Source organism: Streptomyces sp. LUP47B, assembly GCF_001746295.1.
Classification (GTDB): Bacteria; Actinomycetota; Actinomycetes; order Streptomycetales; family Streptomycetaceae; genus Streptomyces.
In genome coordinates this window covers 132,326-148,095 of sequence record NZ_MJAH01000020.1, presented here as the reverse complement: position 1 = coordinate 148,095, position 15,770 = coordinate 132,326, and the positions used below count along the sequence as shown (strand labels likewise).

Below are 15,770 nucleotides of genomic sequence, written 5' to 3'. Positions count from 1 at the left end.
TCATGCACGGGCCTCCGCCGTCTGTGCCGTCAGTTCCCGGGCCCGGGTCCGCGCCCAGGTCTCCGCTTCGAGGACGTCCGCGACGGTGAGCGAGGTTCCCTTTGACGGGGTGCCGTGCTCGTCCACCACCCGGGTCACGGTCTCCATGATCCCGTTGAACGGCAGCGCGCCGGCCCGGAAGGCCTCGACGCACTCCTCGTTGGCGGCATTGAACACCGCCGGGGCCGTGCCCGCGAGCTGTCCCACGTGTCTCGCAAGGTTGACCGAAGGAAACGCGTCGTTGTCGAGCGGGAAGAACTCCCAGGTCGACGCCTTGCTCCAGTCGAACGCGGGTGCCGCGTCGGGGACGCGCTCGGGCCAGCCCAGGCCGATGGCGATCGGCCCGCGCATGTCGGGGGGCGTCGCCTGCGCGATCGTGGATCCGTCCGTGAACTCAACCATCGAGTGGACATACGACTGGGGATGCACGACCACCTCAATGCGGTCGAAGGGAATGTCGTAGAGGAGGTGTGCCTCGATGACCTCCAGCCCCTTGTTGACGAGGGTCGCGGAGTTGATCGTGATGACCGGGCCCATGGCCCAGGTGGGGTGGGCGAGGGCGTCCTCGACGCTCACCCGGGCGAGGTCGGCTTTCGTACGGCCGCGGAAGGGGCCGCCGGACGCGGTGACGACGAGCTTGCGTACGTCGGCCCTCGTCCCGGAGGCCAGGGCCTGGAAGAGGGCCGCGTGCTCGGAGTCGACCGGGATGATCTGGCCGGGCTCGGCCAGGGCCTTCACCAGCGGGCCGCCCACGATGAGCGACTCCTTGTTGGCGAGCGCGAGGGTGCGGCCCGCCTCCAGGGCGGCGAGGGTCGGGGCGAGGCCGATGGAACCGGTGATGCCGTTGAGGACGGTGTGCGCGTCGGAGGCGGCGAGCTGCGTGGCCGCGTCCGGGCCGGCGAGGATCTCGGGGAGCGGCTCGCCCGTGCCGTAGAGACCGCTGAGCGCCTCGCGCAGCTGCGGTACGACGTCCTCGCGGGCGACCGCGACGGTCCGTGCCTGCAACCGGTGCGCCTGCTCGGCGAGGAGCGCGACCCGGCCGCCGTTGGCGGAGAGCCCGGTCACCCGGAACCGGTCGGGGTTGCGCAGCACGAGGTCGATGGCCTGGGTGCCGATGGAGCCCGTGGAGCCGAGGATCACCACGTCCTTGGGTCCGTCGCCCGGGAGGGGGTCGTAGACCAGGTGCGGGTCGGCGAGGGTGCGGGCCGGAAGCCCCGTCGTCCGCCCGGAGGGCGGGTCGTACGGCGCCAGGTGCGTGCTCTCGCCGTGCCGGGCGTCGGCCCTCGTACTGGATGTACTCGGGTCGGCGCCCGGTGTGGCGAGGGCGCGTGCTTGGCGTCGCGGGGCAGACGGGGCTTCCGGCCCGTGCCCTCGAGGGGCTGGACTGTCGCTCATGCCTCCATTGTGGCCGTAAGAGCGGCGTAGGAGGACAGCGCGTCCCTCTCGGGGGCACGCTGTCCTCGCGGGGTCACCGGATCGGGCGGTGGACGTTTTCCTTCTCGGAGGGGCCGGGGGTCGCGTCCGCGATCCAGACGCCCTCGCCCGAGGGGTCGACGATGCCGTCCTCCAGCCAGGAGTAGGTGCCGGACATGACTCCCTTGACGACCTTGCGGTCCTGGTCGTCGGTGTTGTTCCACAGGCGGCCGAAGAGTTCCTCGACGCGCAGGCGGGACTGGTGGCAGAAGGCGTCGGCGAGCTGGTAGGCCTCGCGGCCGTGGGACTCGGTGGTGTAGAGGAGTTCGGCGCGTACGCAGGCCGCGCTCATCGCGAAGAGTTCGGCGCCGATGTCGACGATCCGGCCGAGGAAGCCCTGCTTGGTCTCCATGCGGCCCTGCCAGCGGGACATGGCGTAGAAGGTGGAGCGGGCGAGTTTGCGGGCGGTCCGTTCGACGTAGCGCAGGTGTACCGAGAGGTCTACTTCGCGCTTGAACTGGGCGTACGAGTTGGGGAGTTGGCCGGGTCCCGCCACCAGCTTCGGGAGCCACTTGGCGTAGAAGACGCCCGCGTTCGCGCCCGCCTTCGCCTTGTCGCCGAGGGATTTCTCCGGGTCGATGAGGTCGCCCGCGACCGAGAGGTGGGCGTCGACGGCCTCGCGGGCGATCAGCAGGTGCATGATCTCCGTGGAGCCCTCGAAGATGCGGTTGATGCGCAGGTCGCGCAGGACCTGTTCGGCGGGGACCGCCTTCTCGCCGCGGGCCCTGAGGGATTCGGCGGTCTCGAAGCCCCGGCCGCCGCGGATCTGGACCAGTTCGTCGGCGACGAGCCAGGCCATCTCGGAGGCGTAGAGCTTGGCGAGGGCGCCCTCGATACGGATGTCGTTGCGGTTCTCGTCGGCCATCTGGCTCGAGAGGTCGAGTACGGCCTCCAGGGCGAAGGTCGTCGCCGCGATGAAGGAGATCTTGGAGCCGACGGCCTCGTGGTGGGCGATCGGCTTGCCCCACTGTTCGCGGGCCGCGGACCATTCGCGGGCGATCTTCAGGCACCACTTGCCGGCGGCCACGCAGGAGGCGGGCAGTGAGAGTCGCCCGGTGTTCAGGGTGGTCAGGGCGATCTTCAGGCCGGTGCCCTCGGGGCCGATGCGGTTGGCCGCGGGTACCCGGACCTGGTGGAAGCGGGTGACGCCGTTCTCGATGCCGCGCAGGCCCATGAAGGCGTTGCGGTTCTCGACGGTGATGCCGGGTGAGCCGGTCTCGACGACGAAGGCGGTGATGCCGCCCTTGTGGCCCTCGGACTTGGGGACGCGGGCCATCACGACGAGCAGATCGGCGACCACACCGTTGGTGGTCCACAGTTTCACTCCGTCGAGGATGTAGTCGTCCCCGTCGGGCACCGCGGTGGTCGCGAGGCGTGCCGGGTCGGAGCCGACGTCCGGTTCGGTGAGGAGGAAGGCGCTGATGTCGGTGCGGGCGCACCGGGGCAGGAACCGCTCCTTCTGTTCCTGCGTGCCGAAGAGCTTCAGCGGCTGGGGCACGCCGATCGACTGGTGGGCCGACAGCAGTACGCCGATCGCGGGGCTCGCGGAGCCCACGAGGGCCAGCGCCTTGTTGTAGTACACCTGGGTGAGGCCGAGGCCGCCGTACTTGGTGTCGATCTTCATGCCGAAGGCGCCGAGTTCCTTGAGCCCGTCCACGACGTCGTCGGGGATCCGGGCCTCGCGTTCGATGAGGGCGCCGTCCACCTTGGTCTCGCAGAAGTCGCGGAGCTTGGCCAGGAAGTCCTCGCCGCGCTGGGCGTCCTCCTCGGGGGGCATCGGGTGGGGGTGGATGAGGTCGAGCCGGAAACGCCCGAGGAACAGTTCCTTGGCGAAGCTGGGCTTGCGCCAGTCCTGTTCCCGGGCGGCCTCCGCCACCTCGCGGGCCTCGCGCTCGGTGACGACGGGCTTGGTGGACGGTGCGGACATCAGGCTCACCTCGTCGTGAATCGGGATCTTGGGGGCTGTATGGTTACCGACGGGTGCTACCCGATCGTATGTACCCGATCCGGGGCGAGGCCACCACCCTTCGTGCGGCCGTTCGGCCGATGTCGACGGAAAACGAGTTGATGTCCAGTCGGCCGACGCCCCTTGAGACCCGGGTGCCGGACCCGATGCCGGAGACGTACTTGCCGTAACTCGGCAGCTTCCGCCGGACGGGTGACTGGGTGAGGTCGTCGCGGTCGAGGGCGCTGACCTTCGCCGTGTGGGCCCGCCCCCTCCTTCTACGGCCCCCACCGGTGGCCGCGCGCCGGAAAGGGTGCCGCCGGGCCGGGGGCGGGCCTGGAGGCGGCGGTCGGGGAGGAAGGGGACGTCGACCGGTTCACTGCCGACGGCCTCAAGGACGCTGGGGGGCCGAGGGCGCGAGCTTGCCCCGAGGGCCCAGGCGGACCCGCATGCGCGGGGTGGACAGCCGCAGCGCCCTCGGGATGGGCGGTACTGCGGCGGATGGTCCGGCCCCATCGCACGTCGACGGCGGTGCCGCCGCGCACGGCCCCGGGCCCGTGGCGCATGCGGGTCTGGAGGCGGCGGTCGGCGAGGAACTGGACGTCGACCGGTTCACTGCCGACGGCCACAAGGACCCTGGGGGCCTGAGGGCCCCGGCGTGCCCCGAGCGCCCAGGCAGCCCTGCACGCGCGGGGTGACAGCCGCAGCGCCCTCGGGGTGCGCGGTGCCGGCGGTGGATGGCCCGGCCCCGTCGCCATCGGGGGCGGTGCCGCCGCGTATGGTCCGCCCCCGTCGCGCCTCGGGCGCGGTGCCGCCGCGGATAGCCCCCGCCCCGTCGCCCGTCGGCGGTGGTGCCGCCGCGGATGGTCCGGCCCCGTCGCGCGTCGGGGCAACGCCCGACGGCTCGAGGCCGGGGCGGACCGGTGCCGCTCGCCCGCACATCCTCACCCCCGCAGGCCGCCCGCCCGCACCCCGCCGCAGCGGTACCGTGCCCCTCCCGCTCTCGCCGGGCTCCCCGCCGGGCGGGTTCTCGCGTCTCCGTTCCATGGCTCCCCGCGGCCGGTCGTGGTAGGCAGGAAGCCGTGTCCCGTCGAGGCCGTGAACGGGCAGGCCGGAGTGGGTTCGCCGGTGTCGGGGGCCGCTCCGTGCGTCGCTCGCCCGAGACTGTCTGTCGAAGCGCTTCGACAACCTATGGACACCCACTCCCGGGGGAGCTACTGTCGAACCACCCTCACCCGCCACTGTTCCCACTGCGCACTGTCGAAGCGCTTCACAAAGCTTGGAGAGCTGGATGGTCACCCTCGCCGAGGTCGCCCAGCACGCCGGAGTCTCGGCGAGCACGGTGAGCTATGTCCTCAGTGGCAAGCGGTCCATCTCGACGACCACCCGGCACCGCGTCGAGGAGAGCATCCGCGAGCTCGGCTACCACCCGAACGCCGGCGCCCGCGCCCTCGCCAGCAGCAGGTCGAACATCATCGCGCTGATGATCCCGCTCCGCACCGACATGTACGTGCCGGTGATGATGGAGATCGCCATCGCGGTGGCCACCACCGCACGGACGCACGGGTACGACGTCCTGCTGCTCACCGGCGAGGAGGGTCCCGACGCCGTACGACGTGTCACCGGCAGCGGGCTCGCCGACGCGATGATCCTGATGGACGTCGAACTCGACGACGAGCGGCTGCCGTTCCTGCGCGGCACCGACCAGCCCTCCGTGCTCATCGGCCTCCCCGCCGACACCTCCGGGCTCACCTGCGTCGATCTCGACTTCCGGGCCACCGGCGCCCTGTGCGTCGAGCACCTCGCGAAGCTCGGTCACCGCGACATCGCTGTCATCGGCGAGGCTCCCGCCGTCTACGAACGGCACACCGGTTTCGCCGAACGCACTCTGGACGGACTGCGGTCGCGGGCCCAGGAGTTGGGCGTACGACTGCTGCACCGGCCGTGCGACGGCGGGTACGACGCGATGGCCGTGACGCTCGCCCGTGTCCTCGACGAGCGTCCGTCCACCACGGGCTTCGTCGTGCAGAACGAGCAGGCGGTCGAGCCGCTGCTCGCGCTGCTGCGCCAGCAGGGCCGGGCCATTCCCGAGGACGTCTCGGTGGTCGCGATCTGCCCCGAACAGGTCGCCGTCCAGGCCTCGGTACGGCTGACGTCGGTCGCCATTCCCGCCCAGGAGATGGGCCGGCACGCCCTGGAGCGGCTGGTCGCCAAGCTGGAGGGCCGCGGCGAGGACGAAGTCGTCCTGATCGAACCCGTGTTGACGGTCCGGGCGAGCACGGGCCCGGCGCCTTCGGTGTCCTGACACCTCACCCACCAGACCTCACACACCACGCCTCCCGTGCCTGTGCGGCACGCCCCTGTCTGCATTCCTTCAGGAGCACTCCTCGTGAATCAGCCTGCCGAAATCCAGCCCAAGGTCACTCTCGCGCAGTCGTCCCCCACCGTCGGCACGTTCCGGGAGCGGGACGGCGCGCTGGAGTGGAGCGGGCGTCAGGAGACCGTCCGGGTCGAGCCCTGGGGCCCGGACGCGGTCCGGGTGCGGGCCCGGCTCGGCGGGCCGATCCTCGAGGGGCTGCCGGGCGCCCTGCTCGACGAGCCGCCGGCCACCGAGAGCACGGTCAAGATCGGTGACGGGGAAGGCCAGTTGACGGTGGGCGCGCTGACCGTCCACGTCGACGCCGAGGGGCAGCTCCGCTTCCTGCGCACCGCGGACTCCGCCGAGCTCCTCGCGGAGGCCCGCGCCCACTTCTGGTGGCCCGGCTCGCGTCTGTACACCGCGGTCGGCAACGGCCATCACCGTCTCGAGCAGCGCTTCGCCGCCTACGACGACGAGAAGCTGTACGGCCTCGGCCAGCACCAGCACGGCAAGCTGGATCAGAAGGGCCTGGTCCTCGACCTGGTCCAGCGCAACGCCGAGGTGGGCATCCCGGTTCTCGCCTCCAGCCGCGGCTACACCCTCCTCTGGAACAACCCGGCGATCGGCCGCGTGGAACTCGCCCGCAACGGCACGCGCTGGGTGGCCGACTCGGCCCGCCAGATCGACTACTGGATCACCGCGGGCACCCCGGCCGACGGTCAGCGCCGCTACAGCGGGGTGACCGGCAGGACGCCGATGCTGCCGGACTGGGCGGCGGGCTTCTGGCAGTGCAAGCTGCGCTACCGCACTCAGGACGAACTCCTTTCCGTGGCACGGGAGTACAAGCGGCGCGGGCTTCCCGTCTCCGCGATCGTCTGCGACTTCTTCCACTGGACGCACCTCGGCGAGTGGAAGTTCGACCCGGCCGAGTGGCCCGACCCGGCGGCGATGGTCCGTGAACTGGAGGAGTTGGGCATCAAGTTGGTGGTCAGCGTCTGGCCGTCGGTGTCGCCGCTCAGCGAGAACCACCCGGTCATGGAGCAGCGCGGCTACTTCATCGGCACCCAGTACGGCCCGATGGCGCACGCCGACTGGCCCGACAAGGGGGTCGCCTCCACCGTCCAGGTCGCCTTCTACGACGCCACGAACCCGGAGGCCCGGGAGTTCATGTGGTCGAAGGTCCGTGACAACTACCTTGCCCCGTACGGCATCACGGCCTTCTGGCTGGACGCCTGCGAGCCGGAGCTCAAGCCCGGCTTCCAGGAGAACCTGCGCTACTGGGCGGGGCCCGGCCTCGAGGTCGGCAACATGTACCCGGCCGAGAACTCCCGCACCTTCCACGAGGGCCTGACGGCCGCGGGCGAGGAGGTCATCACCCTCAACCGCTCGGCCTGGGCGGGCAGTCAGCGCTACGGCGCCGCCCTGTGGTCCGGTGACATCGGCACCGACTTCCCGACCCTGCGCGAGCAGATCGCCGCGGGTCTCAACACGGCGATGTCGGGCATCCCGTGGTGGAACACGGACATCGGCGGCTTCCACGGTGGCGACCCGGACGACCCGGCGTACCGCGAGGTCATGGTCCGCTGGTTCCAGTTCGGCGCGCTGTCCCCGCTCATGCGCCTGCACGGCTTCCGCGACCCGGGCATGCCGCTGGGTCCGGAGATGACCGGCGGCCCGAACGAGGTGTGGTCGTACGGCGAGGAGGCCGGCGCGATCATGGAGAAGTACCTGCGACTGCGCGAGCGGCTGAAGCCGTACGTCCTGAAGGTCATGCGCGAGGCCCACGAGGAGGGCCTGACGCCGATGCGCCCGCTGTTCCTGGAGTTCCCGGACGACCAGGCGACGTGGACGGTCGACGACGCGTATCTCTTCGGCGCGGATCTTCTGGTCGCCCCGGTCCTCACGGCGGGCGCGACGGCCCGTACGACCTATCTCCCGGCGGGCGCGTCCTGGACGGACGCGTGGACCGGTGAGACGTACGAGGGGGGCAGGACGGTGACCGTCGACGCCCCGCTGGACCGCATCCCGTTGTTCCTGCGGGACGGGGCGCGGCTTCCGGTGGCGGAGTAGCCCTGCAGAAGCGGCCGGTCCCACGGGGGTGGGCCGGCCGCTTCGTCGTGTGGGGGTTGTGGGGGTCAGTCAGCTTCCGCAGACCGAGCGCAGGGCGCGGGCCAGGGCCCTGGTGTGCAGGGCGTCGAGGTGGTCGTCGTGACGGACCTGGAGGGCGGTGAGAAGGAGTTCGGGTCGGCAGGTGACGGCGCCGCGGTCGTCGGCGGTGGTGGCGAGGGCCTCGACCAGTGCGCTGGTCACCCGGTTGATCTCCTGGCGTACGACGCTCAGGTCCGGCTTGGTCGTCGGCGCCTGGTCGGGGTGGTCGGTCCACCGCTGGAACAGGCCGTGCTGGACGGTCTTGTTCGCCTCGATCTGGTCGCGGAAGATCACTCGGATCTCGTCGGGGTCGGCGCCGAGCTGCTGGGCCTGGGCGGCGACGTTGTCGAGGACCTGCTGTTCGCGGGCGGGGTCGTCGATGGGGCTGTCGGTGCCCCACTTGGCCGCGGCGACCAGGTCGGCGGTGGCCAGGCGTGCGGCGGCGAGTTCGACGACGGGATGCAGGGCGGAGAGGGAGCGGGCGGTGGCGTGGGGTGCCGCGGCCGTCCCGGAGAGGGGAACCGCGACCGCGGAACCCGTCGCGGTGAGAACGACGGCCGCGGTCGCGGTCACGGTGATCAGGGCGCGTCGGAGGGGGGTGGTGGTACGCATGCCCCCATCAAACCCGACCCTGCCCCACGATCAGGTCAACTGCTGCTTACGGTCAGGTTGTTGGCGGCGAAGTCGAGACCACCGGACGAGCTGGTGATCTCGAAGCCGAACTGCACGTCGCCGATGGTCTCGTTGCCGAACCAGCCCTTGGTGTCCTTGATCCACTTCAGGATCGGGAGGATGTTGACCGTGCCGGAGGTGGAGTTGGAGGTGCGGACGAACGAGAAGACCTGGTTCGCGCCGTTGGTGCCCTTGTAGACGGTCCAGGTGTGGCCGCCGAGCGTCACGTTGCCCTGCGAGGTGCCGAGCGGTCCGACGGCGCCGGTCTTGTTGACCCAGAGCATGATCTCGTAGTCGTAGTCGGTGTCCCAGATGTCGTACGACGTGTTGTACGCGCCGGACGACGGGACGGAGACGTTGTAGCTGCTGGAGAGCGATCCGAGGGAGGTGATCGACTTGTTGATCACCTTCTTGGAGTTGGGGTAGGACTTGATGCCGCCGGTGTTGGGGTGGTTGGCGTTGACACCCCAGTTGGTGCCGGAGTTGGCCCAGATGCACTGGCTGCCGGCGCCGGAGCCCCAGATGTTGTTGTAGAGCGTGTAGCCGTTCAGGCTCGTGTTGCCGTACTGGGCGCAGGAGCTCCAGACGGCGGCGGACGCGGGGGCCGAGGCGAGTCCGACGGTGGCGCCGATGGCCATCGCCGGGGCCAGCACCGCCATGGTGATCTTACGAAGAGTGCTTGCCATGGTGTCCCTTTCCATGGGTGGGGGGAAATGCGGGGGGAGTTACCACGCCTCCAGACGGAGGACGTGGTCTTCTCCGGCGACGAGGTCGAGCGGCTCGGTGCCGGAGGAAGTCCTGACTTCGACGCGGTGGCTGCGGGTGGGGCGCAGCACCGCCGTCGCTTCGGTGGGGCTCCAGGTGAGGTCGAGTACGGCCCCGAACCTGGTGCGGACGCCCCGTAGTTCACCTCGGGGGCAGGTGGCGGGAACCGCCGGGAGCAGCACCAGCCGGTCCGGTGTCGACTGCACGAGCATCTCGACGAGGACGGCGGGCAGGGTGTGGGCGGCGTCCGCGTTGTAGACGCGCCGGTTCGGGTAGTGGGCGCTCATCAGCGAGGTGTGGAAGAAGTCGCCCTTGAGGACCTGGCCGAGGGCGTGCGCGACCCGTTTGCCGTCGCGCAGCCGGGCCGCGACGAGGGCGTGGTGGAGATGGCCGTGGGCCGAGTCGTTCTCGGAGCCGCGGAGTTCGAGGGCGCGGTGGGCGGCCGCGGCGAGGTCGGGGGTGTCGTAGGGGGTGATCTCGTCGAGCGGCCAGACACCGTAGAGGTGGCTGAGGTGACGGTGGTCGTAGGTGTCGTCGAGGTCGGGCCGGGCCCATTCGGCGAGGGCGCCGTCGGCGTTGACCCGGTGGGGAGGGAGCCGGTCGGCGAGGGCGCGCCAGGCCTGTGCCTTCTCGGGGTGGTAGGCGGCGGCCGTGCGCAGGGCGTGCCGGGCTGCCGAGAGGTCCATGGCCGCGTTGACCGCGCCCCAGCTGGCGTTCGCGGGGCGGTTCTCGGGTGAGTAGGAGGGGACGACGACGAGTTGGCCGTCGGCGTCGGTGCGGGTGAGGAAGTCCTCGTAGAACAGGGCGACTTCGGCGAGCGCACGGGCGGTCCGCGGGTCCTGTTCGCCGCGGGTCTCGTCGTGGTCGACGAGGGGCTTGAGCAGCCAGTCGGCGCCCGCGGTCCACAGATGCAGCGGGTATTCGCGGCTGAAGTGGTACGTCAGCCCGGACTCGCCGTCGGAGTGCGGCGGGGCCACGGCACCCCGGGTACCGAAGATCTCCCGGGCGTTGTCCTGCCAGTCGGGCAGCTGACGGTGGATCAGTGAGGCGAGGGCTTCGGTGACTTCGGGAAGGGCCGCGCAGGCGGCCGAAGCGGTCTGGAGGTTGACGTTGGCGTCGTTGGTGAACGCCCCCGACCATGCCGTGTCCCAGTCGCCGGTCCACAGGCCGGTGAGGCGGGGCGGCAAGAGGCCGGCGGCGGAGAGCAGGTGGTAGCGGCCGGCGGCGAAGAGGCGTTCCAGGAGGGCGGGGCTGTCTGGCCGCTCCAGCAACTGCGAGCCCGGAAGGGCGCGTTCGGCGGGGTCCGCGGCGAGGTCGAGGGTGACGCGTTCGTAGGCGGTCCGGTGGGACTCGATGTGGCGGGCCAGAAGGCCGTCGTAGGGATCCTGCCGGTCGGGCAGCAGCTCGCCCAGGGCGCGGGCCTCGGCGAGCGCGTCCGGATCGTCGGTGTGCCGCAGGACGCGGGTCAGCAGGAGGACGCAGTCCGCGCCGGTGACGCGGAGTCCGGGGGGCGTGAGTGTCGTTCGGCCGCCCGTGACCACGACGAGGGTCACGCCGGTGTAGGCGCGGTCGCTGCCGGGGTAGCGGGCGCTCAGGGTGAGCAGGGCGCCCTCGGGGGTGAGCACGGCGCCGTGGCCGACGGCGAGGCCGTGCGGGGCGTTCGGGAGCCGGTGGTCGAGGAAGATGTCCAGGTCGGGAGTGGTGGCCTGGTGGACGACGACGTCGTCGGCCCGGGAGACGAAGACGCGGCTGAGGCGGCCGTCGTACTCCGTCTGCGCGACGCCGGTGGTGAAGTCGACGGAGCGCCGGTAGCCGGAACCTTCGGCGGAGGCGGTGCGCCGCAGCCGGATCGCGAAGGCCGGGTGGAAGGGCTGCACCCACTGGAGCTCGCGCCGGTCGGTGAAGCTCTCGGCCGCGTGGACGTCACCGGCGAGCAATCGATCCTGGAGCGCCGGGAGTTCGGCGGCGAGCCGGGGCGGGCGGGCGTGTTCGGCACCGTTGGGGCGGACGAGGGTGTGGTGGGTGACGACGACCCGCTCGTCGGTCGGATCGCCGAACAGCAGGGCGCCGTGGTGGCCGTTGCCGCTGAGGAAGCCGTCCTCCCAGCGCGCGGTCGGTTCGGGCTCCCAGGTGCCGTGGACGAGGTTCATGGGCGCAGTACCGCCACGCCGTAACGTTCCAGGGTGAGCCGGTTCGTGACGGCCGTTCCGGTCAGCAGGTCGTGGTGAGTGCCCGGCACCGGGACCGTCACCGGCTCGCGGCCGTGGTTGAGCAGGAAGAGCAGGTCACCGCGGCGGACGGCCTCGACCTGGTCGGGCAGTCCGTCGAGGACCGGTCGCACGCCCGCCCCCGCGGCGATCCCGGCGAGGAGCTCGCGCAGGGCGCCCGGCTCGGGAAGCGTCGAGAGGTACCAGGCGCGGCCCCTGCGCAGCACGGCGGGCAGCCCGTCGAGCTCACCGCCCTTGTACGAGGACTCCGTTGTGGCGTCCTCGGTCTTGTCGATCTCCTCCGACCACAGGGTGCCGCGGAAGTCGTCGCATTCCGCGTATTCCCCCGCGTCCAGCGGCCACCACTCGTGCAGGGTGCGGACGCCGAACAGCTCGCGCAGCCGGGCGTCCATGCCGCCGGGGCGCACCCGGTCGTCCTGGTCGGCGACGCCGGTGAGGAATCCGGAGACGAGGGTGCCGCCCTGGCGGACGTAGGCGAGGAGGTTGTCGATCGCCGTGTCGGTGAGGGCGTACAGCTGGGGGACGACGACCACCTTGTAGGCGGTGAGGTCGTGTTCGGGGTGGGCGAAGTCGGTGGTGAGGTGGGCTTCCCAGAGCGCGCGGTGCCAGGCCCTGAGGACGTCGGGGTAGTCGACCTCGCTGGAGAGGCGGCCGTCCTGGGCGCCCGCCCACCAGGCGTGCCAGTCGTGCAGGACGGCGATGTCGTTGGCGGTGTGACGCTCAGTCACCTGGGGGGAGATCGTGGCCAGTTCGGCTCCGAGCCGCTTGACCTCCTGATAGGTGCGGCCCTCCTCCCCCGCGTGGCTGACCATTCCGGAGTGGAACTTCTCCGCGCCCTGCCGGGACTGGCGCCACTGGAAGTAGCAGACGGCGTCCGCACCGCGGGCGACGGCCTGCAGGGACCAAAGGCGGTTCAGGCCACGGGGTTTGGGGTGGTTCACACCCCGCCAATTCACCGGTCCGGCGGCCTGTTCCATGAGCATCCACGGCCCACGGGCCTGCGAGCGGGTCATGTCCTGCACGAGAGCGCCCTGTTGGGCTCCGAGAGGATCACGGGGGTCGGGATAGAGGTCGACGGAGACGACGTCCTCCTCCTCGGCCCAGCGCCAGGCGTCCTGGCCCACCCACAGCGGCATGAAGTTGCTGGTCACCGGGGTCTGCGGGGTGGCCCGGCGGACGATGTCCCGCTCGGCGAGGTAGCACTCGAGGAGCATGTCGGAGGTGAAGCGCTTGAAGTCCAGCACCTGGGTGGGGTTCTTCATGTAGTGGGCGTTGCGGGGTGTGTGGACCTCGGCCCAGTCGCTGTATCCCTGGCTCCAGAAGGCGGTTCCCCAGGCGGAGTTGAGGGCGTCGAGGGAGCCGTAGCGCCCCTGCAGCCAGCTCCGGAAGCGGGCGGCGGCCTCGTCGCTCCAGTCGTAGGTGCAGTACTCGTTGTTGATGTGCCACATCGTGAGGGCCGGGTGGCCGCCGTAGCGGGCGGCGAGGTCCTCGGTGATGGCGGCGGCGTAACGGCGGTAGGTGGCGCTGGAGTGCGAGAAGTGCTGGCGTCCGCCCCAGTACTCGGTGCGGCCGTCCTCGGTGACGGGCAGGGTGTCGGGGTGCAGGTGGCCCATCCACGGCGGTGGCGAGGAGGTGGGGGTGGCGAGGACGACGCCGATGCCGTTGTCGTGCATGAGATCCATCAGCCGGTCCAGCCAGCCGAAGTCCCGCTCCCCCGGCCGGGGTTCGAGCCTGGCCCAGGAGAAGACGCCGAGGGTGACGGAGTTGACGCCGGCGGCCCTCATCAGCCGGACGTCCTCCTGCCAGGTCTCCTCGGGCCACTGTTCGGGGTTGTAGTCGCCGCCGTAGAGGATGCGGCCGTTGGTCACCGCGCTCAGCCCGGCCATCAGACGGGCTCCCCGTACTGGATGCCCCGGCCGTTCGTGGCGATGTAGACACGGCCGTACAGCCGCGGGTCGGCGGCGATGGTCGCGCCGATCCAGCCCCACTGATGCCGGTCGTCGTTGACGCGCACCCAGGATTTCGCGCCGTCGTCGGAGCGGTACACGCCGGTGATCGCCTCCGTGGCGCCGACCTGGTAGATCGCCGGGTAGCCGGCGCCCTTGGCCGCCTTGCCGAAAGCGAGGGTGTGCGAGGCCCGGCAGCTGGTGAGCTTGGTGAAGGTCGCGCCGCCGTCGGTGGACCGGTAGAGGCCGTTCGTCTTGGTGCTCAGCCACAGGTCGCCGGAGCGCCCCGGGGCCGCGGCCAGCTGGAACTGGCTGTCGCCGGAGGGCAGTCCGCTCGCGCGCCCGGTGAAGGTGAGGCCGCCGTCCGTGCTGGCGAACAGGGTGCCGGTGTCGGTGTCGTAGGCGTAGAAGCGCGTCGGGTCGGCCGGGTCGGCGAGCGGGGTGGCGCCCTTGGGATAGGTAGGGACCTCTGACCAGGTCGCTCCGTTGTCCGTGGAGCGCTGGGCGGGGTACTTGGTGCCGTCCCAGTGCACGAAGGTCCACAGCAGCACACTGCCGTCGCTGTTGGTGGCGATCGGCCCGGGCGCGTCCTTGGCGAGGGCGGGCTGGGCCGCGAAGGGTGCCCAGGACTTGCCGCCGTCGTTCGAGAAGGCGCCGTTGCCGTGGTCGCCGAAGCCCGTGCGGACGACGTACGACGGTCTGGCCGCGGCCTGCGCGAGGCCCGTCGCCGACCCGAAAACGGGGTTGCTCGCCATACCCCGCGACGGCGACGCCGTGAGCCGCTCGTGGTACATCACCCCGACGTCGCCGAGACCGCTGAGCAGGTGCGCCTCCCCGGTCGGGGGCGAGATCAGCAGCCGTACGGAGGTCTCCTCCAGGCCGCGGATCTGCGGCGCCCAGTGCTTCAGGTCCCGGGTGCCGTAGAGGGTGGCGCCGGTGCCGTGGACGAGGTGCTTCGAGTCGTACGGATCGACGGCGAGGGCCTGGATCCACCAGCCGAACTTGGGCGCGTCGGCCCCGAAGGTGAGGAACGGGGTCTCGGACACGTCGAGGACCGCGGAGTCCTTCAAGGACGTCCAGGTGCGGCCACCGTTCGTGCTCCGGTACAGGGTGTCGACGGCCGCCCAGCGGTTGTTGGTGGAGACGACGATCGTGCCGGGCCGGCGGGCGTCGACGGCGACCCCGCCGTACCCGAAGGAGTCGGAGGAGCCGTCGCTCGTGGTCCCGCCGGGCTTCGCAGGTGTCACGTCGGTCCACTCGCCGCTCGCCGTGGCCAGCTTGTGCACACTGCCGTCGGACTGTCCGTTGGGGCCGGGCGCGTCGGCGTAGGTGACGTACAGCTCGCGGGTGTGGCAGTCGTAGGCGGCCCGGATGGGCACCTTGGCGGCGGCGCCGGAGGGCTGCGCGGGGACGGCTTCCCAGGTGGTTCCGTCGGCCGTCCGGTACAGGTTGGCGGCGGTGTCGTCCGAGTCGCCCCAGCCGGCGTAGACGCTGCGGCCCGCCGCGACGAGGAGGGTGATGCCCTGGCCGGTGCCGCTCGGGGTGGCCGGGAAGCTCACGGCCCGCCAAGTCGCTCCCCGGTCAGTGGACTTGAGCAGCCCGTCGTGTCTGGTCCCCAGCCACAACGTGTCGCTGTCCCGAGGATCGACGAGCAGCCGCTCGCCGGTCCCCCGCCCGTCCTCGTTCCCCCCGAGCTTCACGGCGAGATCGGTACGGGCCCAGGTGACACCACGGTCCTCGGACCGCAGGACCGCCCCGTTGCCGGCCCAGGGCTGGGCGTAGGTGCCGAGGGCGAGGTAGAGCCGGTCGGGATGGGCGGGGTCGACGGCGATGGCCTCGACCCCGAGGAGGTTCCAGTCGTCCCAGCCGAGATCGTCGTTGAGCGGAGTCCAGCGTGCGCTCCGGTCGTCCCAGCGATAGGCCCCGCCGATGTCGGTACGGGCGTAGGCGAGTCCTCGCACGGAGGGATGGAAGAGCACACCGGTGACGAATCCGGTCCCGCCGATGGCGACTTGGCGCCAGCGATAGGTGGGGGTGGGCGAGGTGGCGGCCTCGGCACGCCCCTCGAAGGACGGAAAGGTCGTGAACGCGGCAGCGGCCGCAGCTCCACCAAGAACGGCACGACGACTAGGCCCGGACGCGCGCATGACACATACCTCGCTGTATGAGAAAAGGGGAAGAGAGAACCACCTAGG

At 71.1% G+C, this 15,770-nt stretch carries 9 protein-coding genes; 2 read left to right on the top strand and 7 right to left on the bottom strand.

From position 1 onward, the window contains the following. Both dxr and BFN33_RS41950 read right to left on the bottom strand, forming a co-directional pair. Window positions 1-1,434, bottom strand: coding sequence for a 1-deoxy-D-xylulose-5-phosphate reductoisomerase (gene dxr, locus BFN33_RS41955; RefSeq protein WP_256123022.1), 1,434 nt, complete (start codon window positions 1,432-1,434; stop codon window positions 1-3). Window positions 1,435-1,507: 73 nt separating this feature from the next. Then, complete coding sequence (locus tag BFN33_RS41950) at window positions 1,508-3,439, bottom strand: acyl-CoA dehydrogenase family protein (RefSeq protein ID WP_069765479.1); 1,932 nt, start codon at window positions 3,437-3,439, stop codon at window positions 1,508-1,510. Window positions 3,440-4,748: 1,309 nt separating this feature from the next. Between BFN33_RS41950 and BFN33_RS41940 the strand changes: the two genes are divergently transcribed. Together BFN33_RS41940 and BFN33_RS41935 are read left to right on the top strand one after the other, a co-directional pair. Beyond that, window positions 4,749-5,762, top strand: a complete 1,014-nt coding sequence (locus BFN33_RS41940; RefSeq protein WP_069765477.1) for a LacI family DNA-binding transcriptional regulator — start codon at window positions 4,749-4,751, stop codon at window positions 5,760-5,762. Between the two features lie 84 nt (window positions 5,763-5,846). Continuing rightward, the gene (locus BFN33_RS41935) at window positions 5,847-7,886 is read left to right on the top strand and encodes a TIM-barrel domain-containing protein (RefSeq protein WP_069765476.1); all 2,040 of its coding nucleotides are present in this window, start codon (window positions 5,847-5,849) and stop codon (window positions 7,884-7,886) included. A gap of 69 nt (window positions 7,887-7,955) precedes the next feature. Here the strand turns inward: BFN33_RS41935 and BFN33_RS41930 are convergent, their stop codons facing one another. The 5 genes from BFN33_RS41930 to BFN33_RS41910 are packed head-to-tail and all read right to left on the bottom strand — an operon-like array spanning window position 7,956 to window position 15,722. Continuing rightward, on the bottom strand, window positions 7,956-8,576 hold the full coding sequence (locus BFN33_RS41930; protein ID WP_069765475.1) for a chorismate mutase: 621 nt from the start codon (window positions 8,574-8,576) through the stop codon (window positions 7,956-7,958). Between the two features lie 35 nt (window positions 8,577-8,611). Next, entirely contained in the window at window positions 8,612-9,322 is a 711-nt protein-coding gene (locus tag BFN33_RS41925; RefSeq protein ID WP_069765496.1) for a hypothetical protein, read from the bottom strand. A 39-nt stretch (window positions 9,323-9,361) separates the two neighbouring features. Continuing rightward, the gene (locus BFN33_RS41920) at window positions 9,362-11,551 is read right to left on the bottom strand and encodes a glycoside hydrolase N-terminal domain-containing protein (RefSeq protein WP_069765474.1); all 2,190 of its coding nucleotides are present in this window, start codon (window positions 11,549-11,551) and stop codon (window positions 9,362-9,364) included. After that, window positions 11,548-13,515, bottom strand: a complete 1,968-nt coding sequence (locus BFN33_RS41915) for a beta-galactosidase (protein ID WP_069765473.1) — start codon at window positions 13,513-13,515, stop codon at window positions 11,548-11,550. The genes BFN33_RS41920 and BFN33_RS41915 overlap by 4 nt, the downstream gene beginning before the upstream one ends. Continuing rightward, window positions 13,515-15,722 (bottom strand): sialidase family protein, encoded by a 2,208-nt coding sequence (locus BFN33_RS41910; RefSeq protein ID WP_069765472.1) that lies wholly within the window; start codon window positions 15,720-15,722, stop codon window positions 13,515-13,517. Before BFN33_RS41910 ends, BFN33_RS41915 begins: the two co-directional genes overlap by 1 nt. Window positions 15,723-15,770 lie beyond the last annotated feature (48 nt).